This window comes from Streptomyces sp. NPDC037421 (genome assembly GCF_055602105.1).
Genome location: NZ_JBVJWV010000019.1, coordinates 106574 through 129416 on the forward strand (window position 1 = coordinate 106574; position 22843 = coordinate 129416).

Here is a 22843-nt window from a genome sequence, read left to right on the forward strand (position 1 = left end):
GCGCGGCGCCCGTGCCCCGGGCCGGGGCAGCCCCGCCGGCGCTTGAGGCGCGGGTCCGGGCAGCGCCCGGGGAACGGGCGAAGGGCGGGTGGGGGACCCTCGCCCCGCGCAGCGGGCCCGCCCGGCCGCACCCGACCCGCCGGCCCCGGCCACGGGCACCGGCACTGGCCCCGCCCCAGGGCCGCCGGACGGAGTCCGGCGCAGCGGGCCGAAGCCCGCGAGGCGCCCCGGCGCTGAGCGGTGCGAGGGCCGCGTCGAAAAGTGAAGACGGCCTAAGGGCTGTCCCGTAATCCCCGGTGGACCGGCGCACGGCGTCGGATGCGGTGCATCGCAAGGCGGAGGGGCGCCCCCGTACTGGGCGTATTCGGGCGTTCCGACAACGCAGCGAGGTGCCGTAGCCGGCGTCGTGCGCCCGCCGGGGATTACGGGACAGCCCTTAGGGGGGTCCGGCGGATCAGTCCCGGGCCCGGGACTGTCCGACCCTCACCCGCCGGACATCCCCTAGCGGCCGCGGAGGCGGCGGACCAGGATGCTGGCGTCGCCGCGCGACTCCAGGTCCGCCAGGACGACCGCGACCGCTTCGCGCACGATGCGGCCCCGGTCGACCGCCAGGCCGTGCTCACCGCGGAGCACCAGACGGGCGTGCTCCAGGTCCATGAGCTCCTCCGCGGAGACGTAGACCGTGATCTTCTCGTCGTGCCGCTCGCGCCCGCTCGGCCGCCGGTTCGCGCCCCGGCCCTGGCCCTTGCCCTGCCGGGGTCCGCCGCTGGCAGAACCTTCCTGCGGCCTGCGCTGCGCGCCCACCGCGGGCTCCGCGGTCTCCCGGCCCCGGGTCTCCCCCGTGGTCCGCGTCGTGCCGTCCGCCGGTGCTGCCGCGTGCTCCCCGCCCGTACCCCCGCCCCCGGCCGCCGGCGCCTCCTCTGCGCCCCGCCGCGGCGAGGACGACTGGAGGGCCATCCCCCCGGTCGTGCGGAACAGTTCGTCGGCTCCGGGCAGACTCACTCGGCGGGACACCGGGCGAGCACCTCCCTGGCCAGCTGGCGGTAGGCGGCGGCGCCGACGGAGTTGGACGCGTACGTGGTGATCGGCTCGCCGGCGACCGTGGTCTCCGGGAAGCGCACCGTCCGGCCGATGACCGTGTGGTAGACGTGGTCGTCGAAGGCCTCGACCACGCGCGCCAGCACCTCGCGGCTGTGCACCGTACGGGAGTCGTACATCGTGGCGAGGATGCCGTCGAGCTCCAGCTCCGGGTTGAGCCGCTCCTGGACCTTCTCGATGGTCTCCGTCAGCAGCGCGACACCGCGCAGCGCGAAGAACTCGCATTCCAGCGGCACGATGACCTTGTGAGCCGCCGTCAGGGCGTTCACCGTCAGCAGGCCGAGCGAGGGCTGACAGTCGATCACGATGTAGTCGTAGTCGGCCATCAGGGGCTTCAGCGCCCGCTGGAGCGTCGACTCGCGCGCGACCTCGCTCACCAACTGCACTTCGGCGGCGGACAGGTCGATGTTGCTCGGCAGCAGGTCCATGTTGGGGACCGCGGTCTTGAGCAGCACCTCGTCGGCCGACATGCCCCGCTCCATGAGCAGGTTGTAGACCGTCAGGTCGAGTTCCATCGGGTTCACGCCGAGGCCCACGGACAGCGCGCCCTGCGGGTCGAAGTCGACGAGCAGCACGCGGCGCCCGTACTCGGCGAGCGCGGCACCCAGGTTGATGGTCGACGTGGTCTTGCCCACGCCGCCCTTCTGGTTGCACATCGCGATGATCTTCGCCGGACCGTGGTCGGTCAGCGGACCCGGGATCGGGAAGTACGGGAGCGGGCGTCCGGTCGGGCCGATCCGCTCGCGGCGCTGGCGGGCAGCGTCGGGGGCGAGGGTGGCCGCGTACTCGGGGTCGGGCTCGTACTCCGCGTCGGGGTCGTAGAAGTGCCCCTCGGGCACCTGGTCGTAGTCGGCGAATCCAATGGGCGTATCGCCACCGTGGTCGCCGGCCGTGGAGTTCACGTCTAGGCCGTCCATGCTCTTTTGGGGCGTCGTCATGTGCTGGTGGTTTGCGAAGGTGCGGACCGCGACGGAGCCGACAGCTTCGAGCCCGGCAGGACCCTGTCCCCGCTCAGGCGTCCCTGCTCGACCACCTCCAGGAGCAAATGTCGACTCATTCACAAGTCGTCTTACCTCCTCGGACGTGACCAGGACACTTATCGATAGGTCAGCGTTGCACCATGCCGACGGTTGGCGACTCTATGGCGTGTCACCGCCCAGCGGCAACACAATCCGCCGGACCCGGCACGATGTGTCGGCAACCGAACACCACTCTGTCAAGGGCGTGCGCGCTGTCACTGCGAAGTTTCGCGGGTGTGCGAAAGGGTTAAAGGGTTACGTTCGAGGCGAGTTGAGCGGGCTGCGCGGGCATGCCGCAAACGCGTCCGGCCGGACCTTGCGGGCAAGGTCCGGCCGGATACGTGAGATTGACGTCAGTCGTTGACGGTTCAGCCGAGCAGCGTGCTGAGCTCGAGGGTCTCGAGGCCGTGGGCCTCGGCGACGGGACCGTAAACGACCTTGCCGTCATGGGTGTTGAGGCCCAGCGCCAGCGCCGGGTCACGGCGCAGCGCCTCGACCCAGCCGAGGTTCGCGAGCTGCACGATGTACGGCAGGGTCGCGTTCGTCAGGGCATAGGTGGAGGTGTTCGGAACCGCGCCCGGCATGTTGGCGACGCAGTAGAAGACCGAGTTGTGGACCTGGAAGGTCGGCTCGGCGTGGGTGGTCGGACGGGAGTCCTCGAAGCAGCCGCCCTGGTCGATCGCAATGTCGACAAGGACACTTCCGGGCTTCATCTTGGCGACGAGCTCGTTGGTGACCAGCTTCGGGGCCTTCGCACCCGGGATCAGCACGGCGCCGATGACGAGGTCGGCCTCGACGACGGCCTTCTCCAGCTCGTAGGCGTTGGAGACGATCGTCTTGATCTTCGTGCCGAAGATCTTGTCGGCCTCGCGGAGCTTGTTGATGTCGCGGTCGAGCAGGGTCACGTGGAAGCCCATGCCGATGGCGATCTGCGCCGCGTTCCAGCCGGAGACGCCGCCGCCGATGACCACGCACTCGCCGGCGTGGGTGCCGGGGACACCGCCGGGGAGGACGCCGCGGCCGCCGGCCGAGCGCATCAGGTGGTAGGCGCCGACCTGCGGGGCCAGGCGGCCCGCGACCTCGGACATCGGGGCGAGCAGCGGCAGCGCGCGGTTGGCGAGCTCGACCGTCTCGTACGCGATGGCGGTGGTGCCGGACTCCAGCAGGGCGTCCGTGCACTCGCGGGAGGCCGCCAGGTGCAGGTAGGTGAAGAGGGTCTGGTCCTTGCGGAGGCGGTGGTACTCCTCCGCGATGGGCTCCTTGACCTTCAGCAGCAGGTCCGCGGCGGCCCAGACCTCGTCGGCGGTGCCGAGGATCTCGGCACCGGCGGCGACGTACTCGGCGTCCGTGATCGAGGAGCCGACACCGGCGTTCTGCTCGATGACGACCTGGTGGCCGTTGCGGACGAGCTCATGCACGCCGGCGGGCGTGATGGCGACCCGGAACTCGTTGTTCTTGACCTCGCGGGGGATGCCGACCTTCATCGTCGATCACGGTCCTTGGCTCAGGGGATATTACGGGGTACTTCCATACATACCCGCCCACAAGAACGCGCAACGGGATGCACCACTGGATGTCGTGGTGAAGCCAGTCTAATGAAGGATGAGGCGCTGTCTAGCCTTGCAAACCAATAATTTCAGTCGGACACACTACGGATTTCGCAGGCCGCGGGGTCGTCTCCCAGCAATCTGTCGGCAGCCGAACGGTGCAGCCTCGCAGCTGCGGGGTCCCCCAGACGGTCCAGCGTGTCGGCCAGCCGGACCTGGAGCGCGGCCTGAAGCCGCTGGTCGCCGGCCCGGCGCGCCAGCTCGATGGCCTCGCGGCAGGTGTGCAGGGATTCCTCGGGCCGGCCGGCGTACTCCTGGACCCGCGCCATCTCGCTCAACGCCTTTGCCTGGCCGGGGACATCGGCCAGCCGGCGGTAGCCCGCGGCGGCCGCGCGCCAGCTGCGCAGGGCCTCCCCGTAGCGGCCCGCGTAGGTGTGCACGTTGCCGAGCCGGCCGTAGAGCCTGGCCTCGTCCACGCGCTCGCCGCGCGCGAGCGCGTGGGCCAGGGCGCGGCCGAACCAGTCGGAGGCCCGGGGCCAGTCCGCCAGCTCCTGGTAAGCACCGCCTACGGATTCCATCGCGCGGCCCGTCGCGTACGGGTCCTTCGCGGCCTTCCCCGCGCCCAGTGCGGCCCGGTACCGCGCCAGCGCGTCCTGGGTCCGGCCGGTCTCGGCGTCCAGATCGGCCAGGTTCAGCAGGGCGGCGGCCCGCTCCCGGTGCAGGCCGCGCCGCTCGGCCACGTCCAGTACGAGGCGGTGCAGCCCGTACAGCTCGGGGGCGGCCGCCTCGGTGCCCCGGTGCCCGGCCAGCGCCCGGACCAGGGCGGAGACCAGCCTGCGGGCCAGGGTGTCCAGCCCGCCGTCCGCCACGGCCAGGTGCGCGGACGAGGTCAGCGCGGGCAGCCGGGTGTCGAGCCAGGTGCCGGCCGCACGGCGGTCGGGGAAGCGCAGGGCCCGGGGCGTCCCGTCCAGGTGCTCGCGCAGCAGGCCGTCGTCGTCCTCGCCGGTGTCGGCCATGGCCCGGCAGGAGGTCAGCAGCCGTACGGTCCGCTCCAGCATCCGGGCGCGCGCCAGCTGTACCTCGGCGGGGCGCTCCTTGGTCTCCAGCAGGGCCTGGAGGAAGGGCGCGAGGCAGCCGGGGAGCAGGAAGAGGCCGTCCGGGGCGTGCCGTACGAGGCCCAGCGCGGCGAAGTCCTCCAGGGTGGACTGGGCCGCGGCCACCGAGCAGCCGGCCAGGGCCGAGGCGGTGTGCGAGTCGAGGTACCCGGCCGGGGCGAGCGGCAGCAGGTGCAGGGTGCGGCGGGCCGGCTGCGGCAGGGACTCGTAGACCAGCCGGAAGGCGCGGCCCAGCGGGCCGGCGCTGCCGGGGGGCATGTCGTGGAGCTGCTTGGCGAGGTCGGCGACGGCGGCCTTGGGGTGGGCGGCGAGCCAGCCGCCGGCGAGGGCGAGCGCGGCGGGCAGCCCTCCGCACTCCTCCGCGAGGGCCTCGGCGGCGCGGGGGTCGACGGTGACCCGGGTGTCGCCGATGAGCCGGGCGAGCAGGCCGACGCCGGAGGTGGGGTCGAGGCCGCCGAGGGTGCAGGGGCGGACGTCGGGGATCCCGGTGAGCGGGCCCTCGGCGGTGACCACGACCAGGCACTCGGGGGTGTCGGGGAGCAGGGCGTCGACCTGGTGCGGGTCGGCGGCGTCGTCGACGAGCAGGATCGCCCGCCGCCCGGCGAGGGCCTCCCGCAGGGCGGCGCTGAGGTCGTCCTCGCCGGCCCCGGGCGGGGTGCGTTCCCCGAGCCCCTCCAGCAGGGTGCGGACGGCCCGCTCGGTGGCGACGGGTTCCCCGCCGGGCTCGGTGAGCCGCACCCGGAGCAGGCCGTCGGGGTACTGGGGGGCGACCTCGCGCACGAACGCCTCCGCGAGCGCGGTCCGCCCGGAGCCGGGCCGCCCGGCGACGAGCAGTACCCGTGCGCGGGGCGCCTTCGCCTTGCGGCCCGAGAGGGTGTCGAGCCCGGTCCGCGCGATGTCCTCGCGCAGCTCCTTGAGCTCACGCCGCCGCCCGACGAAATCCGCCACGGATCCGCTCCTCTCCCTGCCTTCGGGTTGCTGAGCGTAGTTCACGCAGAGCGACGACCTGCGGGGAGCGCGGCCCGTAGATCGCCCGATCGGATCAGCGGATGTACCTATTTACCGAGCCGCCCCCGTTTGCCGTGGCCACGCGTGGTGTGTGCCGCTGCGCGGAGCGGTCCTTCCGCGCAGCGAATTCCAGCCCCGCCGGCGTTTGAGGCGTAGGGGTCCGGGAGGAGGAGCCCCCGGGGAGCGGGGTCCGGGGCAGCGCCCCGGGGAACGGGCGAAGGGCGGGGCGGGGAGCAGCCCGCGCAGCGGCACACCACCCGCACCCGGCTACGCCTCGTACGGCCGGGCCGGCCAGGGGGCGTCGGCGGGGCGGAGGGCTTCGGGGCCGCCCTCGGAGGCAAGGGCGGCGGTGAGGGCCAGGACCCCCGTGACCAGCGCCGGGTTGCCCAGCTCGCCGGCCAGGACCCCCCGGACCAAGTCCTCCCGCGCGACCCACTCCACCTGCATGTCGGCCTCCTCCGAGGAGGTTTCCGCGTACCGCTCGCCGTCCGCCTCGGCCACGTCCCGCGCGAGGAAGATCCGGATCGCCTCGTCGGAGCCGCCCGGGGAGGCGAAGAAGTCGGCCAGCACCCGCCAGTCCCCCGCCTTGACGTGGGCCTCCTCGTACAGCTCCCGCTGCGCCGCGTGCAGCGGGTTCTCCCCCGGTACGTCCAGCAGCCCGGCCGGCAGTTCCCACAGCCGGTGCCGGACGGGGTGGCGGTACTGCCGGATCACCAGTACCCGGCCGTCCCCGTCCAGGGCGAGCACGCACACCGATCCCGGGTGCACCTGGTAGTCGCGGCGGGCCACCGAACCGTCCGGCATGCGCACCTCGTCGGAGTCCACCGCCGTCTTGGCGCCCTGGAAGGGCCGCCTGGTCGACAGCGTCTCCCAGGTCTCCGACGTGTCCTTGATGGCGATCCCCATGGCCAGTGCCCTCCACAACGCGCGACAGCCGGGTACGGATGATCCGTACCCGGCTGCCTACGTTACCGAGCGTCAGCTACCGCGCGTCAGCCCTGCTGCTGGCGCTCCACCGCGGCCTTGACCAGGCCCGCGAAGAGCGGGTGCGGCCGGGTCGGGCGGGAGCGGAGCTCCGGGTGGGCCTGGGTGGCCACCAGGTAGGGGTGGACCTCGCGCGGGTACTCGACGTACTCGACGAGCTTGTTGTCCGGGGAGGTGCCGGAGAAGACCAGGCCGGCCTTCTTCTCCAGCTCGCCGCGGTAGGCGTTGTTCACCTCGTAGCGGTGGCGGTGGCGCTCGTCGACGTACGCGTCGCCGTAGACCTCGCGCACGATCGAGCCCTCGGCCAGCTTGGCCGTGTACATGCCCAGGCGCATGGTGCCGCCCAGGTCGCCCGCGCCCTCGACGAAGGCCAGCTGCTCCTCCATGGTCGAGATGACCGGGTGCGGGGTCGAGGCGTCGAACTCGGTGGAGTTCGCGCCCTCGATGCCCGCGAGGTTGCGCGCGGCCTCGATGACCACGCACTGCAGGCCCAGGCACAGGCCCAGCAGCGGGATCTTGTTCTCGCGGGCGTAGGTGATCGCGCCGACCTTGCCGTTGACACCGCGGTCGCCGAAGCCGCCGGGCACGCAGATCGCGTCCACGTCGCCGAGCTGCGCCGCGGCGCCGGCCGGGGTCTTGCAGTCGTCGGACGTGACCCACTTGATCTGGACGCGGGCCTTGTTGGCGAAGCCGCCGGCGCGCAGCGCCTCGGTCACCGACAGGTAGGCGTCGGGCAGGTCGATGTACTTGCCGACGAGCGCGACCTTGACCTCGTGGTCGGGGTTGTGGACCCGGTCCAGCAGGTCCTCCCACACCGTCCAGTCGACGTCGCGGAAGGGCAGGTCGAGCTTGCGGACGACGTAGGCGTCCAGGCCCTCGGTGTGCAGCACCTTGGGGATGTCGTAGATCGACTTGGCGTCGATCGCCGCGACCACGGCCGCCTCGTCCACGTCGCACATCAGCGAGATCTTGCGCTTGATGGAGGTGGGGACGTCGCGGTCGGCGCGCAGCACGATCGCGTCGGGCTGGATGCCGATGTTGCGCAGGGCCGCGACGGAGTGCTGGGTGGGCTTGGTCTTCAGCTCGCCGGAGGGGCCGATGTAGGGCAGCAGCGAGATGTGCACGACGAAGACGTTGTCGCGCCCGACCTCGTGGCGGACCTGGCGGACGGTCTCCAGGAACGGCAGCGACTCGATGTCGCCGACCGTGCCGCCGACCTCGGTGATGACGACGTCGACGTCCTCGGTCGCCATGCGGCGGATGCGGTGCTTGATCTCGTTGGTGATGTGCGGGATGACCTGCACGGTGTCACCGAGGTACTCGCCGCGGCGCTCCTTGGCGATGACCGTGTTGTAGACCTGGCCGGTGGTGACGTTGGCCGAGCCGTCGAGGTCGACGTCGAGGAAGCGCTCGTAGTGGCCGATGTCCAGGTCGGTCTCGGCGCCGTCGTTGGTGACGAACACCTCGCCGTGCTGGAAGGGGTTCATCGTGCCGGGGTCGACGTTCAGGTACGGGTCGAGCTTCTGCATCGTGACCCGCAGGCCGCGCGCCTTCAGCAGCGCACCCAGGCTGGAGGCCGTCAGGCCCTTGCCGAGGGACGAAGCGACACCCCCGGTGACGAAGATGTGCTTGGTCGTCATGGATTTGGGCGGCATCGCCAAGAGGGGGCTCCCGTGGTCGCGAGGTGAGGTGCGTCCGGCGACTTCTCCCGTTTCCGGGGGTGCCGAAGCTGCGGTTTCGGGGCCCCTGATTCGCACAGGCAGACCACCGGTCCACGGGGTACCAGCCTATCAGCGCCCGGGACGGTCCGCCTCCGGGCGCGCTGCGCGGCGGTCTCCGCGAGTCCTTCGACCTGCCGTTCCCGCAGGTCACCCGTTCGGCCGAGTGACATTGTCCCAATACTTAAGGAGATCACTAGGGTGCGCTCATAACTTGCTCGGATAACGCTGCACATCGCCGCCGAGCGGTCCGGCAGACGGCGTAACAACGCCAGTTCCGGCAATCTAGGACTCGACGCGGGGATCCCTGCGCACAGGAGACCGCGCGACAGCGCATTGCAAGCGCCCTTCGGGGCGGACGTGGCCGTTCGACTGGAGACCAACGTGTCCGGGCGCATCGAGGATTACGCACTGATCGGGGACATGCAGACCGCGGCGCTGGTCTGCCGGGACGGCGCGGTGGACTGGTTGTGTCTGCCACGTTTCGACTCCCATGCCGTCTTCGCGAGCCTTCTGGGCACCGAGGAACACGGGTTCTGGCGCATCGGCCCGGCGTTCCCCTCGGGCGCGGAGCCGCCGCGGGCCGCCCGCCGCCGCTACCGGGGCGATTCCCTGGTGCTGGAGTCGGAGTGGGACACCCCGCGCGGGACCGTCCGCGTCATCGACTTCATGCCGCCGCGCGAGGACCACGCGCCGCAGCTGATCCGCATCGTGGAGGGCGTCAGCGGGCGCGTCCCGATGCGCTCGGCGCTGCGGATGCGCTTCAGCTACGGGCGGGTCGTGCCGTGGGTGCACAAGGTGGACGGGCGCACCGTGGCCGTCGCCGGCCCGGACTCGGTCTGGCTGGACTCCGACGCGCAGACGTACGGCAAGGACCTGACGACCTACTCCGACTTCACGGTCGGGCCCGGCGACCGGGTGGCCTTCGCGATCAGCTGGCAGCCCTCCCACAAGGGCGCCCCGGAGACTCCGGACACCGAAGCGGCGCTGGAGGCGACCAGCGAGTTCTGGCGCGAGTGGGTGGACCTGTGTACGTACCACGGGCCCTACCGGGAGGCCGTGATCCGCTCGCTGATCACCCTCAAGGCGCTCACGTACGCGCCCACGGGCGGGATCGTCGCCGCGCCGACCACCTCCCTCCCGGAGGAGATCGGCGGGGTCCGCAACTGGGACTACCGCTACACGTGGCTGCGCGACGCCGCCATCACCCTGTCCTCGCTGCTGCGCACCGGCTACCGGGGCGAGGCCGCCGCCTGGCGGGACTGGCTGCTGCGCGCGGTGGCCGGCGACCCGGAGAACCTGCAGATCATGTACGGGATCGCCGGCGAGCGCGAGCTGGGCGAGACCGAGCTGGACTGGCTGCCCGGGTACGAGAACTCCGCCCCTGTGCGCGTCGGCAACGGCGCCGCCCACCAGCTCCAGCTCGACGTGTACGGCGAGGTCACCGAGGCCCTGCACCTGGGTCACATGACGGGCCTGGCCCGCAACGACTACGCCTCGGTCCTCCAGCTGAAGCTGATCCGCTACCTGGAGACCCACTGGATGGAGCCGGACGAGGGCATCTGGGAGGTGCGCGGTCCCCGCCGCCACTTCGTGCACTCGAAGGTGATGGCGTGGGTGGCCGTGGACCGCACGATCAAGCTGATCGAGAGCGGGGACGCGGACGGCCCGCTGGAACGCTGGCGCGAGATGCGCGACGCGATCCACGCGGACGTGTGCGAGAAGGGCTACGACCCGGAGCGCAACACGTTCACCCAGTCCTACGGGTCCCGGGAGCTGGACGCCTCCCTGCTGCTGATCCCGCAGATGGGCTTCCTGCCGCCCGACGACAAGCGGGTCATCGGCACCATCGAGGCGATCCAGCGCGAGCTGTCGACCCCGGACGGCTTCATCCTGCGCTACCCGACGGCCGGCGAGGAGGCCGGGGTGGACGGGCTGGAGGGCGACGAGGGGGCCTTCCTCGCGTGCTCGTTCTGGATGGCCGACGACCTCGCGATGATCGGCCGGGTCGACGAGGCCCGGCGGCTCTTCGAGAAGCTGCTGGCGCTCCGCAACGACCTGGGGCTGCTGGCGGAGGAGTGGGACCCCAAGCTCCAGCGGCAGGTGGGGAACTTCCCGCAGGCCTTCAGCCACGTTCCGCTGATCGACACGGCGCTGCGGCTGACGGCGAGCGGGGCCTACGGCGGCTGACGCGCGGGGGCGGGGCCGCCCGCCTAGCCTGTAAGGGTCCTTTGCCCTTGACGGGAAAGGGGGGTGGCCATGGCGCCCCTCTCGAAGGCGGGCGCGGCCCTCGCCGCGCTCCGCGAGGATCTGGCCGGCGACGTCTTCGCCCCGGACGACCCGGGGTACGACGGTGCCCGGACCCTGTTCAACGCGATGATCGACCGCCGGCCGGCGGTGATCGCCCAGTGCGAGGGCGCGTCGGACGTGGTGACGGCGGTGCGCTTCGCCCGGGAGCTGGACCTGCCGGTCGCGGTGCGCGGCGGCGGGCACAGCGTGGCGGGCATGTCCCTGAACGACGGGGGCCTGGTCGTGGACCTGCGCCGGATGCACGGGGTGACCGTCCATCCGGCGGCGCAGGCCGCGTACATCGGGGGCGGGGCCACGATGAGCCACCTGGACCGGGCCTGCGAGCCGTACGCGCTGGCGACCACCGGGGGCCGGGCCTCCACCACCGGCGTGGGCGGTTTCGTACTGGGCGGGGGGACGGGCTGGCTGGACCGGAAGTTCGGCCTGGCGGTGGACAACCTGCTGGGCGTGGACCTGGTCACCGCCGACGGGGAGCTGCTGCACGTCACGGCGGAGGACCACCCGGACCTGTTCTGGGGGCTGCACGGCGGCGGCGGGAACTTCGGCATCGCCACCTCGCTGACGCTGCGGCTGCACGAGCTGCCCCACATGTCGATCGCGTTCCTGCTGTACCTGCCGGAGCGCGGCCCGGAGGTGGTGCGCGCCTTCCGGGACGTCATCGAGTCGGGTCCGCCCGAGGCGGGCGGCGGCGCCATCTACCTGACGGCACCGCCCGAGGAGTTCGTCCCGCCGCACCTGGTGGGCCTGCTGGTGGCGGGCGTGCTGCTGACGTACGCGGGCCCCGAGGACGGGCTGCGGGCGCTGGCGGAGCCGCTGCTGGCGATCCCGCACGAGGTGGAGATGGTCACGCCGATCGCGTACGCCGACCTCCAGTGCATGATCGACGACCCGCCGGGGCTGCGGAACTACTGGTCGGCGGAGTACCTGACCGGTGCGCCGGACGAGTTCGTGGACGTGTTCTGCGCGCGGGCCGACTCGATGCCGGTGCCGACGGGCACCCAGCACGTGCTGTTCCCGCAGGGCGGGGCGGTCGCCTCCGGCCCGGCCGACTACCCGGTCCCCTACCGCGACGCGCCCTGGGCGGTGCACCCGTTCGGGATGTGGGAGGACCCGGCCGACGACGACCGGGTCCGGGGGTGGGTCGGGGACGTCCGCGCCGACGCCCGGCCGTGGAGCACCGGCGCGGTGTACCTCAACTTCACCGGGGACGAGGGCGCGGACCGGGTGGTGGCCGGCCTGGGCGCCGAGAACATGCGGCGCCTGGGCGAGCTGAAGCGGCGTCACGACCCGGACAACGTCTTCCGCTTCAACCACAACATCAAGCCCCTGTGAGGCGCCCCCGCGCGGGTGTCAGGTGAGGGCGGCGATCACCTCCCGGGCGGCCCGTTCGCCCTCGGTGGCGCCGCCCTCCATGAACCCCTGGAAGTCGTAGCTGCAGTGCTCGCCGCCGATGTGCACGTTGCCCTGGGCGGTGCCCTCGTACTTGGCGTAGCGGTGCAGGTAGCCGGTGGGCCAGTACGAGTAGGCGCCCAGCGAGTAGGGGTTGCGGTGCCAGGCGGAGAGCTGGGCGCGGCCGGTCCAGGCGGCCTTGGTGCCGGGGTAGAAGGCGTCGATGCCGGTGAGCATCCGGCCGGCGAGGGCGCGTACGTAGGGGTCGGCCTCGGTGGCGAAGGGGCTCGCGGGGGTGAGGGAGCCGGCGAGGCTGCCTCCGCCGTACTGGAGGAGGATGCCGCCGCTGCCGGGCTGGACCTTGGTGGTGTCCCAGGTCTGCTGGACGTCGGAGTCGGTGAAGCAGTCGCCGGCGGAGACGCCCGGCCAGGGGCCGGTGCCGCGCCAGGGCCGGGCGGTGAACTGCATGTTGAGCTTGGTGCAGTGGCCCATGCGGGCGTCGCGCAGCAGGTCGCGCATCAGCGGGTCGAAGCCGGCCCGCGAGGTGTCGAGGTTCTGGAGGACCGGCAGCGGCAGGCACAGGACGGTGTGGTCGGCGACGGCGGTGCGGGTGGCGCCGGCGTCGTCGAAGGTGAGGGTCTGGGTGCCGTCGGCGTTGGCGCGTACGGCGAGCAGCGCGCGGCCCATCACGACCGTGCCGGGGGCCAGGGCGGCGGCGATGGCGTTCGGGAGCCGGTCGTTGCCGCCGGTGATGTGGTAGCGCTCGTTGGACAGGCCCCAGACGTTGAAGTTGCCGGGGTTGGGCTGGTAGCCCATCAGCAGGACCAGGGCGAGGGCGGACTGGGCGGTGGTGTCGGCGCCGTACTCGACGTTGTAGGCGACGTCGATGAAGCGGCCCAGCCTTGAGGTGTGGCCGCCGGGGACGCGGGTCTCGATCCACTCGTACAGGGTCATGTCGTCGAGGGCGGTCCCGGCGGGGGTGGAGCTGTTCCAGCTGACCTCGCCGGCTTCCTGGAGGTCGCGGCGCAGCGCCTGGTAGACGGCCTTGAAGTCCTCGTCGGCCTGGGTGCGGGAGTAGTACCCGCCGTTGAACCAGAGGACCTCCTGCGCCCCGTTGGGTCCGCCGCCGAGGAAGTCCTCCGTGGGCAGGCCGAAGCGGCGGCAGAGTTCGAGGATCTTCTTGTGGCTGGTGTCGATCAGCTCGCCGCCGATCTCGGAGGTCTGGCCGTACGCCCAGTGGCCGCGCTGGGTCCACATGCGGCCGCCGACGCGGGCCGGGTCGGCCTCGTAGAGGGTGCAGGGGACGCCCGCGTCCTGGAGGGTGAGCGCGGCGGTGAGGCCGGAGATCCCGGCGCCGACGACGGCGACGCGGGCGGGGGCGGCGGGCTTCTTGGCGGGGGCGCTGTCCGCGGCGTACGCGGTGGCGGTGGCGGCCGCCGTCGCGGAGGAGGCGATGGCGGTGCCGAGGCCGAGCGCGGCGGCCCGGGAGAGGAGTTCGCGGCGGGTGGAGCCGCGCACCTCGGCGACGGGCAGGCGCAGCCGGCGGGCGGCGGCGTGTTCGGCGGCGAGCTGCCGCAGGGAACGCATCAGGGGCGTACGGGCCATGGCGGGGCTCCTCAGACGGTGGCGGCGGTCGGGCCGGAGGCGGTGGCGGCGGGGCCGTCGGGGGCGTCGGTGCGTTCGGCGGCGTCCTCCAGGACGATCCGGCCGATGACCTCGTACCGCTCGGGGGCCTTCGCCTTCAGCCAGAGGCCCAGTGCCAGGCCGCCGAGGAAGACGGCGCCGACGATCCACGGGATGAGCTTGAAGAACAGCGACCCGGCGGCGGCGCCCGCGGCGGTCTCCATGTTGAGCACCAGCAGGACCACGACGGCGGTCATCCCGATCCCGCCGAGCAGCGGCGCGGTGAAGGTCCTGAACCAGTGCCGGTCCTCGGGGTGGTTGGCGCGGAAGTAACCGATGACCGCGAAGGAACACAGGGTCTGCACGATCAGGATCGCCATCGTGCCGAGGATCGCGAGCAGCGTGTACAGGTGCAGGTACGGGTCCTGGCCGGTGAGCCAGAAGCCGGCGACGAGGGCGGTGGCGATGGCGGTCTGCGCCACGGAGGCCACGTACGGGGAGCCGTGGCGGTGGTGGGTGCGGCCGAGTCCGGGGTGCAGGAAGCCCTCGCGGCCGATGGCGTACAGGTAGCGGGCGGCGCACTGGTGGAAGGCCATGCCGCAGGCGAAGGAGCCGGTGAGCAGCAGCCACTGGAAGGCGTCGACGGCCCAGGCCCCGATGAAGGTCCGGGTGGGTGCGAAGAACAGGTCGAGGGGGCTCGCGGAGGCGGAGAGGGTGACGGAGTCGGCCAGGCCGTTGCCGGCGATGGTCATCCAGGAGACGTAGATGTAGAAGAGGCCCACTCCGACGACGGAGATGATGGTGGCCTTCGGGATGACCCGCTTGGGGTCGCGGGACTCCTCCCCGTACATCGCGGTGGACTCGAAGCCGACCCAGGACCAGAAGGCGAAGAAGAGGCCGAGTCCGGCGGAGGTGCCGGTGAAGGCGTTCTTCGGGTCGACGGGCTCCAGCGGGATCCCGTCGGGGCCGCCGCCCGCGAGGAGCACGGCGGTGGCGACGGCGAAGAGGACGGCGATCTCGGCGACGAGCATCACGCCGAGGGCCTTGGCGGTGAGGTTGATGTCGAAGTGGGCGAGGACGGCGGTGACGGCGAGCATGGCGGCCGCGTAGAGGATCCACGGCAGGTCCACGCCGAGCTGGTCGTGGACGGTCGTCTTCGCGAAGTAGGAGAAGACGCCGACGATCGAGGCCTCGAAAACGATGTACGCGAGGACGGCGAGCATCCCGGAGGCCATGCCGGCGATCCGGCCGAGGCCGTGCGATATGTATCCGTAGAAGGCGCCGGCGGCGGTGATCCGCTTGGCCATGGCCACGTAGCCGACTGCGAAGACGGTGAGGACGACGGTCGCGAAGAGGTACCCGGCGGGGGCACCGGTGCCGTTGCCGAAGCCGACCGCGATGGGGAGGTTGCCGGTCATCGCGGTGATCGGCGCGGCGGTGGCGACCGCCATGAAGACGACGCCGACGAGGCCGACGGAGTTGGCCTTCAGGCGCTGGACCGGGGGTGTGGTCCCGGCGGCGGGCGGAGGCGTGGCGCTGGCTCTGCTCATGGAGTCCTCGTTCCTGCTTCCTGATCTGTCCGAGGGCCGACACTCTCCACCCGGGTGACGCACGCCACAATCGGCACGCGGTCCGATAATCACCTTGCGGGGGCGACGAGTTGTCGGTCCGGACGGGGGCATATCGGACTCCGTAACCGCCCGGTGATGTGCGCGGAACGGGGCGGCCGGTAGCGTCCGCGATATGGACGACCAGGGCGGAATCACGGTTCAGCGGGCACTTGAGCTGCCGGGGCTGCGCGGCGGGCTCCCGGAGGTGGTCGCCTGCGCCGACCGGCTGGGACGGACCGTGCGCTGGGTGCACGCGGGCGAGGTGCCGAACATCGCCTCGCTGCTCAAGGGCGGCGAACTGCTGCTGACCACCGGGCTCGGGCTGGGCACCCGGCCGGCCGAGCAGCGCGCCTTCGTACGCCGCCTCGCGGACCGGGGCATCGCCGCGCTGGTCGTGGAACTGGGCCCGCGCTTCACCCGGCTGCCCGCCACCATCGTCGAGACCGCGAAGGCCGCTGGACTGCCCCTGGTCCAACTCCACCGCGAGGTCCCCTTCGTGACGGTGACGGAGGAGGTCCACACCGAGATCGTCAACGGCCACTACGCCCTGCTCCAGCGGGCCGAGGAGGTCCACCGGCGCTGCACGGAGGCCCTGCTGGGCGGCGGCGGGATCCCGCAGGTGCTGCGCATCCTGGCCGACTTCACCGCCAACCCGGTCTTCCTGGAGACCCCGGACGGCCAACTCCTGTACGCGGCCGGACCGGTGGCCGGGGAAGCGGCGGCGGACCCGCTCCAGGTGTGGGAGGGGCTACGGGGCCAGCGCGCGGCCGAGCCGTCGGCGAACGCGGTGGTGGTCGACGTACCGGGCGGAGGCCACGGCACCGGGTCGGTCCGGGCGCGGGTCGTCCTGGCCGGGGTCTCGGCGCCGCTGCTTCCGGTCCACCGGATGGCGGCGGAGCGCACGGCGGGGGTCCTCGCGGTGGTGCTGATGCAGGCGCGGCAGGAGGAGGAGCTGGCCGCGCGCGGCCGGGGGGACTTCCTCACGGACCTGGCGGAGGGCCGGATCTCGGCGGACGACGCCCCGGCGCAGGCCCGGGTCCTGGGCTTCCGGCCGGGGACGGGGCCGCTGCTGCCGATCGTGATGCGGCTGTCCACGGACCTGGGGGCCTCGGGGAACTGGGCGGTGCTGGCCCGGGCGGTGCTGGAGGAGCTGTCCTCGGTCGGGGTGCCGGTACTGCTGGGCGTCCGTCCGGTGGAGGGCCGGGTGCCGCTGCTGGTCTCCCTGCGCACCGAGTCGGAACGCACGGCGGTCGCCGACCGGGTCGCCGCCGCGCTGCGGGCGGGCGTCGAGCGGGCCGGCCTCGACCGGGCCTCCGCCCCGCCGGCCGTGGTCGTGGGCGTCGCGGGCGGCTGGGCGGCCGCCTCCTCGGGCCTGCGGCACGCCGCCGAGACCGCCACCGCGGCCCACGGCCTGCCGGCCCGGCTCTGGTACGACGCCCGCCGCCTGGACATCGACCTGCTGCTGTGGCGCCTGCGCGAGCACCCGGACCTGGCGGCGTTCGTGGACCGCGCGATCGGGGCCCTGCGGGTCCACGACGCCGCGTCCCGGCCGCCGCTCCTCCCGACGCTGGAGACGTACCTGGCCCACGCGGGCCGCAAGGCGGAGACCGCGCGCGAGCTCCACCTGAACCGCCAGACCCTGTACAACCGCCTGGCCCGCATCTCGGAACTCCTGGGCACGGACCTGGACGACCCCGAAACGGTCCTCTCCCTCAGCCTGGCCCTCCGCGCCCGCCGCCATACGGTCTCCTCTCCTTCCTGACGCGCCGCTCACACGGCTCGGCGCGTCAGGAAGGCGGCGGCACGTCAGCGTCAGGAAGGCGGCGGCACGTCAGGAGACGGGGCGTTCCATCAGTTCGTCGTACACCGCCAGGACCTGCGCCACCGTGTCGTCCTCCGACGGCCACGTCGCCGCCTGGGCCCGCCCCGCCACCGCGAGGGCGGCCCGGCGGTCCGGGTCGTCCAGGAGGGCCGCCACCGCGCCCGCCAGCGCGCCCGAGTCGCCGTAGGGGACCAGGACCGCCGCGTCGCCGACCAGTTCCGGGACTCCCCCGACCTCGGTGGCCACCAGGGCCACCCCCGCCCTCAGGGCCTCCTGCGCCAGCAGGGACCGGCCCTCCCAGCGGCTCGGCAGCACCGCCACGTCCGCCGCCGCGAGCAGCCGGTCGGCGTCCCGGCGGCGGCCCAGCAGCCGCACCGGGAGGCCCTCCTCCTCGATGCGCCGGGTCAGTTCGGGCCGCAGCGGCCCCTCCCCCGCGATCACCAGCAGCGGCAGCGGCTCCAGCACCCGCCACGCCCGCGCGGCGTCCAGCAGTACGGAGTACCCGCGCCGCGCCACCAGGCTGCCGACCGCGATGATCAGCGGCCGTTCCACCGCGCCCAGTTCCGCCCGGGTCTTGCCCGCGTCGGGCAGGGCCGCCGCTGCCGGTACGGCCACCGCCGCCAGCCGCGCGTCCCGCGCCCCGCGCCGCCGCGCGAGGTCGACCTGGTCGGAGGAGGAGCCCAGCACCACCGCCGCGGCCCGGGCGACGTGCCGCTCCAGGAGCCGGCTCAGCCGCCCGAGCGGGCCCGCGGGCTCCGGCGCGCTGCCGTGCCAGGTCACCACCAGCGGCACCCGCCGCCCGCGGCCGCGGCGCAGCGCCAGCGCGGCCCGCATCCCGGCCCGGATCCCGTGGGCGTGCACCACGTCGGCCCCGGCGCAGGCGGCCCGCAGGGCGCTCGCCGCGTCGGGGGTGAACTCCGCCCCGGCGCCGGTGAAGTCGTACTCCCCTTCGGCCGCGACGGGGGCGCACACGGTGACCCGTACTCCCCGCGCCGCGAGCCCCGTCGCCAGGGACCGCACGTGCGCGCTGCTGCCCGCCCCCGCACCGCCGAGGACCTGGACGGTACGCAGCGGGGGCCGCCCGTACGGCTGTGCGGGGGCCGGGAAGGAGGCCGGGGAGCTGCTCACGGGCCGTAGCTCCAGGGTGAGGAGTCAGGGGACGTCGCCCAGGATGCCAGTCCGCACGCGCGTTCCGGGACCATACGGGTGCGGATCCCGTACGAGATACCGCAGTGCGCCCCCCAGCCTCACCCACACGGGCTAACGAGCCCGTCGTCACGCGTCCGCGCGCGCCGCCTCCAGCAGCTCCTCGGCGTGGGCCCGCGCCGTCTGGGAGTCCTCCTGGCCGGCCAGCATCCGCGACAGCTCGCGGATCCGGTCCTCGCCCTCCAGCACGGTCACCCCGGACCGGGTCACCGATCCGTCGACGGTCTTCTCCACGAGCAGCTGGCGGTCCGCGAAAGCCGCGACCTGCGGCAGGTGCGTGACGACCACGACCTGCGCGGACTTGGCGAGCTTCGCGAGCCGCCGCCCGATCTCGACGGCCGCCTTGCCGCCGACGCCCGCGTCGACCTCGTCGAAGAGGTACGTGGGCACGGGCGCGGAACCGGCGAAGACGACCTCCACCGCCAGCATGACCCGCGACAGCTCACCGCCCGAGGCACCCTTGGCGATCGGCCGCGGCTGGGCTCCGGGGTGCGGGGCCAGCAGCAGCTCGACCTCGTCCGCGCCCGCGGGCCCGTACGCGACCGTGCGCCCGCCGACCTCGACGCCGTCGGCGTCCTCGGTCTGCCGGATCTCGATGGTCACCCGGGCGTGGGGCATGGCCAGGGAGGCCAGCTCCTCGGTGACGGCGGCGGCGAAGCGCTCGGCGGCCTCGGTCCGGGCGTCCGTCAGCGCCTGCGCCAGCAGCGACAGCTCCTCGCGCAGGGCGTCCCGCTCGGCGGTGAGCCCGGTGATCCGCTCGTCGTCCCCGTCCAGCTCCAGCAGCCGCGCCGAGCCCTTCTGGGCCCAGTCGAGCACCGAGTCGACGGACTCCCCGTACTTGCGGGTCAGCTGGGTGAGGGCGGCCCGCCGCTCCTCCACCGCGGCCAGCCGCAGCGGGTCGGCGTCCAGGTCGTCGGCGTACCCGGCGAGTTCCCCGGCGACGTCGGCGAGCAGGATGCCCAGCTCCCCGATCCGGTCGGCGAGCGCGCCGAGCGCCTGGTCGTGGGAGCGTACGGACTCCAGCGCGCGGTGGGCGCCCGCGACGAGGGTGTTGGCGTCGACGCCCTCCGGGTCCTCGACGTCGCCGGCCAGCGCCGCGTGCGCGGCCTGCGCCGCGGAGGCCAGGGACTCGGCGTGCCCGAGCCGTTCGGCCTCGGCCGCGAGCTCGGCGTCCTCGCCGGGCAGCGGTTCCACGGCGGCGATCTCGTCCAGCCCGAAGCGCAGCAGGTCCGCCTCCTGCGCCCGTTCGCGGGCGCGGGTGGTGATGGTGTCCAGCTCGGCGGTCGCGGCGCGCAGCCGCCGGTACGCGCCGGCGTACTTCTCCAGCGGGACGGCGACGGCGTCGCCGGCGTACCGGTCGAGGGCCTGGCGCTGGCGGGCCGGGCGCAGCAGGCCCTGCTGGTCGGTCTGGCCGTGGACGGCGACGAGGTCGTCGGCGAGCTCGGAGAGCAGGCCGACGGGCACGGAGCGGCCGCCGACGTGGGCGCGGGAGCGCCCCTCGGCGGACACGGTCCGGCTGATCAGCAGGGCGCCCTCGTCGAGCTCGGCCCCGGCTTCCTCGGCGCGTACGGCGGCGGGCGCGTCCGGGCGCATGACGACGCGCCCCTCGACCACCGCGGCCTTGGCCCCGATCCGCACCAGGGCCGGGTCGGCGCGGCCGCCGAGCAGCAGCCCGAGGCTGGTGACGACCATCGTCTTGCCCGCACCGGTCTCGCCGGTCACCGCGGTGAAACCGGGCGACAGCTCGACCACCGCGTCGTCGATGACCCCGAGCGACCGTATCCGCATCTCCTCAAGCACGGGACGACCATACCGAGGTTTCACGGGTGCCATGTGACCTCACCCGCCCGAAGTTGCTCGAACGGATGTGCTATTGAGGGGCTGGGGGGATCCGCCGGACACCCCCTAGTGCGGTGCCCCGCGCCACCCCGAGACCGGCAGCGCGAACTTCGCCACCAGCCGGTCCGTGAACGACGCGTGGTGCAGCCGGGCGAGCCGCACCGGCACCGTCCCCCGGCGGACCTCCACCCGCGCCCCTGCGGGCAGCTCCAGCGTCCTGCGCCCGTCGCACCACAGGGCGCCGTGCGGGGTCCCGTTCTGCACCTCCACCGCCAGCACCGAGGTGGGCGAGGTCACCAGCGGCTTCGCGAACAGCGCGTGGGCGCTGATCGGAACCATCAGCAGCGCCTCCACCTCCGGCCACACCACCGGCCCGCCCGCGGAGAACGCGTACGCCGTGGAACCCGTCGGCGTCGCGCAGACGATCCCGTCGCAGCCGAAGCCGGTCACCGGGCGGCCGTCGATCTCCAGGACCACCTCCAGCATCCGCTCGGCGGAGACCTTCTGGACGGCGGCCTCGTTCAGCGCCCAGTCCCGGTGCACGATGTCGCCGTTGGTCCGGACGAGGACGTCGAGGGTCATCCGCTCCTCGACCTCGTACGACCGCCTCACCACCCGGTCCACGACCTTGTCCAGGTCGTCGCGCTCGGCCTCGGCGAGGAACCCCACCCGGCCCAGGTTGACGCCCAGCATCGGCACCCCCGAGCCGCGCGCGAACTCCGCCCCGCGCAGCAGGGTCCCGTCCCCGCCCAGCACGATCAGCAGCTCGCACCCCTCGAACACCTTGGGCGTGCACTCCGCGACGAGCTCCACCTCGGGCGGCAGCGGCAGGTCCCGCGCCTCGTGCTCCAGGACCCGCACCCCGATCCCCGACTTCAGCAGCCCCTGCACCACCAGTTCGGCGCTGCGGATCGCGGCGGGCCGGCCGGTGTGCGCGACCAGGAAGACGGTCCGCGGCCCCGCCGGCTCCGCTGCCTCCTCCGAGGCCGCCCCCTCCGATTCCACCCGACGTGCTGAACCTGCTGAACCTGCTGACACATCCGTCACTGCGGCCCCTCCGCCACTGCACGATCGACATCCCCCGGGTCGAGTGCCGGTGCCCCCGCCCGAAGCCACAGAAAGTACTCGACGTTCCCCGACGGCCCCGGCAGCGGGCTCGCGGTCACCCCGAGCACACCCAGCCCCAGCTTCCAGGCCTGCGCCGCGACGTCCTTCACGGCCTCGGCCCGCAGCTCGGCGCTGCGCACCACACCGCCGCTGCCCAGGCGGTCCTTGCCCACCTCGAACTGCGGCTTCACCATCAGCACCAGATCGGCGTCCGGCGCCGTGCACCGCACCAGCGCGGGCAGCACCAGGCCGATGGAGATGAACGACAGGTCCCCCACGACCAGGTCCACCGGGACGTCGTCGATCAGCTCCGGCGTCAGCTCGCGCACGTTCGTACGGTCCTTGACGGTGACCCGCTCGTCGCTCTGCAGCGACCAGGCGAGCTGTCCGTAGCCGACGTCGACGGCGACGACGTGGGCCACGCCCGCGCGCAGCAGCACATCGGTGAACCCGCCCGTCGAGGCACCGGCGTCCAGCGCCCGGCGGCCTTCGACCGCCAGCCCCCGCGGCCGGAAGGCCGCGAGCGCGCCGGCCAGCTTGTGGCCGCCCCGGGAGACGTAGTCGGGGTCGCTGTCGTCCTTGAGGACGACGAGCGCCGCGCTGGTCTCGACCTGGGTGGCCGGTTTGGTGGCGGTGGTACCGCCCACGGTGACCCGGCCCGCGGCGATCAGCTGGGCCGCGTGCTCGCGCGAGCGGGCCATGCTGCGGCGTACCAGTTCGGCGTCCAGGCGGCGGCGTGCCACTCCTGCCACGTTCGGTTCAGCTCCTGTTTTCGTAAGGTCCGGGGACGGGCGTCGCGTCCAGCGCGTCCAGCGCCTCGCGCAGTCCCCTGTGCACATCCTCGTACACCTCGACGTGCCCGTCCGCCGCCAGGTCGTCCGCGTCCGCCAGCCGCTCCAGGTGCGCGTCCACCGCGGCGTGCCCGGTGGGGGTCCGTACGAGGCCCAGCGGCGCGGGCCCGGCGGGCGGCTCGGAGGGCCCGCCCGCGGGATCCCGGGGGTCGTCCGGCACGCTCCCGGACTGTGCGTCGGTCATGCCACGACGCTACCCCGAAGCGCGGCCGTCACCACCCGCGGCTCTGCGGTACGGTCGTGATCACCATGGCTACGATCCAGGAGTGCCGCGCGGCACTCGACCGACTCTCCGACAACCTGGCCGCGGCGGACGGCGACGTACGCGGCGCCGCAGCCCTCGACCGCTCCCTGAGCTGCCACATCACGGACCTCGACGAGACCTTCTCCGGCCGCCTCCGTGGCGGCCGGATCCGGGTGGACGGGCTCACGCCCGGACCGCCCCCGTCCAAGGCCGAGATCCGGCTGGCGATGACCGGCGACGACCTGGTCGCGATGGTCGCCGGCGAGCTGAAGTTCGCCAAGGCCTGGGCCTCGGGCCGGGTCCGCCTGGAGGCCGGCTTCCGCGACCTGCTGCGCCTCAAGAGCCTGCTGTAG

17 protein-coding genes are annotated in these 22843 nt (G+C 73.3%); 4 read left to right on the forward strand and 13 right to left on the reverse strand.

Annotation, left to right across the window (positions count from 1 at the left end; translation table 11 throughout):
- Nucleotides 1-501: 501 nt before the first annotated feature.
- The 6 genes from ACZ7IF_RS25235 to ACZ7IF_RS25260 form a co-directional block, all read right to left on the reverse strand.
- Nucleotides 502-1014, reverse strand: a complete 513-nt coding sequence (locus ACZ7IF_RS25235; RefSeq protein ID WP_470975294.1) for a hypothetical protein — start codon at nucleotides 1012-1014, stop codon at nucleotides 502-504.
- Complete coding sequence (locus tag ACZ7IF_RS25240; RefSeq protein WP_125604141.1) at nucleotides 999-2159, reverse strand: ParA family protein; 1161 nt, start codon at nucleotides 2157-2159, stop codon at nucleotides 999-1001. The genes ACZ7IF_RS25235 and ACZ7IF_RS25240 overlap by 16 nt, the downstream gene beginning before the upstream one ends.
- Nucleotides 2160-2485: 326 nt before the next feature.
- Complete coding sequence (gene ald, locus ACZ7IF_RS25245; RefSeq protein WP_125818991.1) at nucleotides 2486-3601, reverse strand: alanine dehydrogenase; 1116 nt, start codon at nucleotides 3599-3601, stop codon at nucleotides 2486-2488.
- A 152-nt stretch (nucleotides 3602-3753) separates the two neighbouring features.
- Complete coding sequence (locus ACZ7IF_RS25250; RefSeq protein WP_470975298.1) at nucleotides 3754-5772, reverse strand: tetratricopeptide repeat protein; 2019 nt, start codon at nucleotides 5770-5772, stop codon at nucleotides 3754-3756.
- A gap of 282 nt (nucleotides 5773-6054) precedes the next feature.
- Entirely contained in the window at nucleotides 6055-6687 is a 633-nt protein-coding gene (locus ACZ7IF_RS25255; RefSeq protein WP_470975370.1) for an NUDIX domain-containing protein, read from the reverse strand.
- Nucleotides 6688-6779: 92 nt separating this feature from the next.
- The gene (locus tag ACZ7IF_RS25260) at nucleotides 6780-8426 is read right to left on the reverse strand and encodes a CTP synthase (protein ID WP_125818989.1); all 1647 of its coding nucleotides are present in this window, start codon (nucleotides 8424-8426) and stop codon (nucleotides 6780-6782) included.
- A gap of 423 nt (nucleotides 8427-8849) precedes the next feature.
- On the opposite strand from ACZ7IF_RS25260, the gene ACZ7IF_RS25265 reads away from it, so the two are divergent.
- Both ACZ7IF_RS25265 and ACZ7IF_RS25270 read left to right on the forward strand, forming a co-directional pair.
- The gene (locus tag ACZ7IF_RS25265; protein WP_470975301.1) at nucleotides 8850-10679 is read left to right on the forward strand and encodes a glycoside hydrolase family 15 protein; all 1830 of its coding nucleotides are present in this window, start codon (nucleotides 8850-8852) and stop codon (nucleotides 10677-10679) included.
- A gap of 69 nt (nucleotides 10680-10748) precedes the next feature.
- Nucleotides 10749-12131, forward strand: coding sequence for an FAD-binding oxidoreductase (locus ACZ7IF_RS25270; protein ID WP_470975303.1), 1383 nt, complete (start codon nucleotides 10749-10751; stop codon nucleotides 12129-12131).
- Between the two features lie 18 nt (nucleotides 12132-12149).
- Here ACZ7IF_RS25270 and ACZ7IF_RS25275 read toward each other — a convergent pair whose 3' ends face one another.
- Together ACZ7IF_RS25275 and ACZ7IF_RS25280 are read right to left on the reverse strand one after the other, a co-directional pair.
- Nucleotides 12150-13793 carry a flavin monoamine oxidase family protein gene (locus ACZ7IF_RS25275; protein ID WP_470975306.1) on the reverse strand — a complete coding sequence of 548 codons (1644 nt, stop codon included), beginning with the start codon at nucleotides 13791-13793 and terminating at the stop codon, nucleotides 12150-12152.
- Nucleotides 13794-13804: 11 nt separating this feature from the next.
- Nucleotides 13805-15361, reverse strand: a complete 1557-nt coding sequence (locus ACZ7IF_RS25280; RefSeq protein ID WP_470975309.1) for an APC family permease — start codon at nucleotides 15359-15361, stop codon at nucleotides 13805-13807.
- A 193-nt stretch (nucleotides 15362-15554) separates the two neighbouring features.
- Between ACZ7IF_RS25280 and ACZ7IF_RS25285 the strand changes: the two genes are divergently transcribed.
- Entirely contained in the window at nucleotides 15555-17183 is a 1629-nt protein-coding gene (locus ACZ7IF_RS25285; protein ID WP_470975312.1) for a PucR family transcriptional regulator, read from the forward strand.
- Nucleotides 17184-17252: 69 nt separating this feature from the next.
- Here ACZ7IF_RS25285 and ACZ7IF_RS25290 read toward each other — a convergent pair whose 3' ends face one another.
- From ACZ7IF_RS25290 to ACZ7IF_RS25310, 5 genes are all read right to left on the reverse strand, one after another.
- Complete coding sequence (locus ACZ7IF_RS25290; RefSeq protein WP_470975315.1) at nucleotides 17253-18371, reverse strand: glycosyltransferase family 4 protein; 1119 nt, start codon at nucleotides 18369-18371, stop codon at nucleotides 17253-17255.
- Nucleotides 18372-18518: 147 nt separating this feature from the next.
- Nucleotides 18519-20237 (reverse strand): DNA repair protein RecN, encoded by a 1719-nt coding sequence (gene recN / locus ACZ7IF_RS25295; protein WP_470975373.1) that lies wholly within the window; start codon nucleotides 20235-20237, stop codon nucleotides 18519-18521.
- A gap of 117 nt (nucleotides 20238-20354) precedes the next feature.
- Nucleotides 20355-21293 (reverse strand): NAD kinase, encoded by a 939-nt coding sequence (locus tag ACZ7IF_RS25300; protein ID WP_470975318.1) that lies wholly within the window; start codon nucleotides 21291-21293, stop codon nucleotides 20355-20357.
- 38 nt (nucleotides 21294-21331) lie between these two features.
- Nucleotides 21332-22147, reverse strand: a complete 816-nt coding sequence (locus tag ACZ7IF_RS25305; protein WP_470975321.1) for a TlyA family RNA methyltransferase — start codon at nucleotides 22145-22147, stop codon at nucleotides 21332-21334.
- 7 nt (nucleotides 22148-22154) lie between these two features.
- Nucleotides 22155-22430, reverse strand: a complete 276-nt coding sequence (locus tag ACZ7IF_RS25310) for a hypothetical protein (protein ID WP_470975324.1) — start codon at nucleotides 22428-22430, stop codon at nucleotides 22155-22157.
- Nucleotides 22431-22495: 65 nt separating this feature from the next.
- Here ACZ7IF_RS25310 and ACZ7IF_RS25315 point away from each other — a divergent pair, with 65 nt between their 5' ends.
- A complete protein-coding gene (locus ACZ7IF_RS25315) occupies nucleotides 22496-22843 on the forward strand; it encodes an SCP2 sterol-binding domain-containing protein (protein WP_470975327.1) in 348 nt (115 codons plus the stop codon).

Coding starts and splice junctions, on each gene's coding strand:
- recN (WP_470975373.1), bottom strand. CDS start 20,237: ATGCGGATACGGTCGCTCGGGGTCATCGACGACGCGGTGGTCGAGCTG.
- ACZ7IF_RS25285 (WP_470975312.1), top strand. CDS start 15,555: ATGGACGACCAGGGCGGAATCACGGTTCAGCGGGCACTTGAGCTGCCG.
- ACZ7IF_RS25260 (WP_125818989.1), bottom strand. CDS start 8,426: ATGCCGCCCAAATCCATGACGACCAAGCACATCTTCGTCACCGGGGGT.
- ACZ7IF_RS25275 (WP_470975306.1), bottom strand. CDS start 13,793: ATGGCCCGTACGCCCCTGATGCGTTCCCTGCGGCAGCTCGCCGCCGAA.
- ACZ7IF_RS25270 (WP_470975303.1), top strand. CDS start 10,749: ATGGCGCCCCTCTCGAAGGCGGGCGCGGCCCTCGCCGCGCTCCGCGAG.
- ACZ7IF_RS25280 (WP_470975309.1), bottom strand. CDS start 15,361: ATGAGCAGAGCCAGCGCCACGCCTCCGCCCGCCGCCGGGACCACACCC.
- ald (WP_125818991.1), bottom strand. CDS start 3,601: ATGAAGGTCGGCATCCCCCGCGAGGTCAAGAACAACGAGTTCCGGGTC.
- ACZ7IF_RS25310 (WP_470975324.1), bottom strand. CDS start 22,430: ATGACCGACGCACAGTCCGGGAGCGTGCCGGACGACCCCCGGGATCCC.
- ACZ7IF_RS25315 (WP_470975327.1), top strand. CDS start 22,496: ATGGCTACGATCCAGGAGTGCCGCGCGGCACTCGACCGACTCTCCGAC.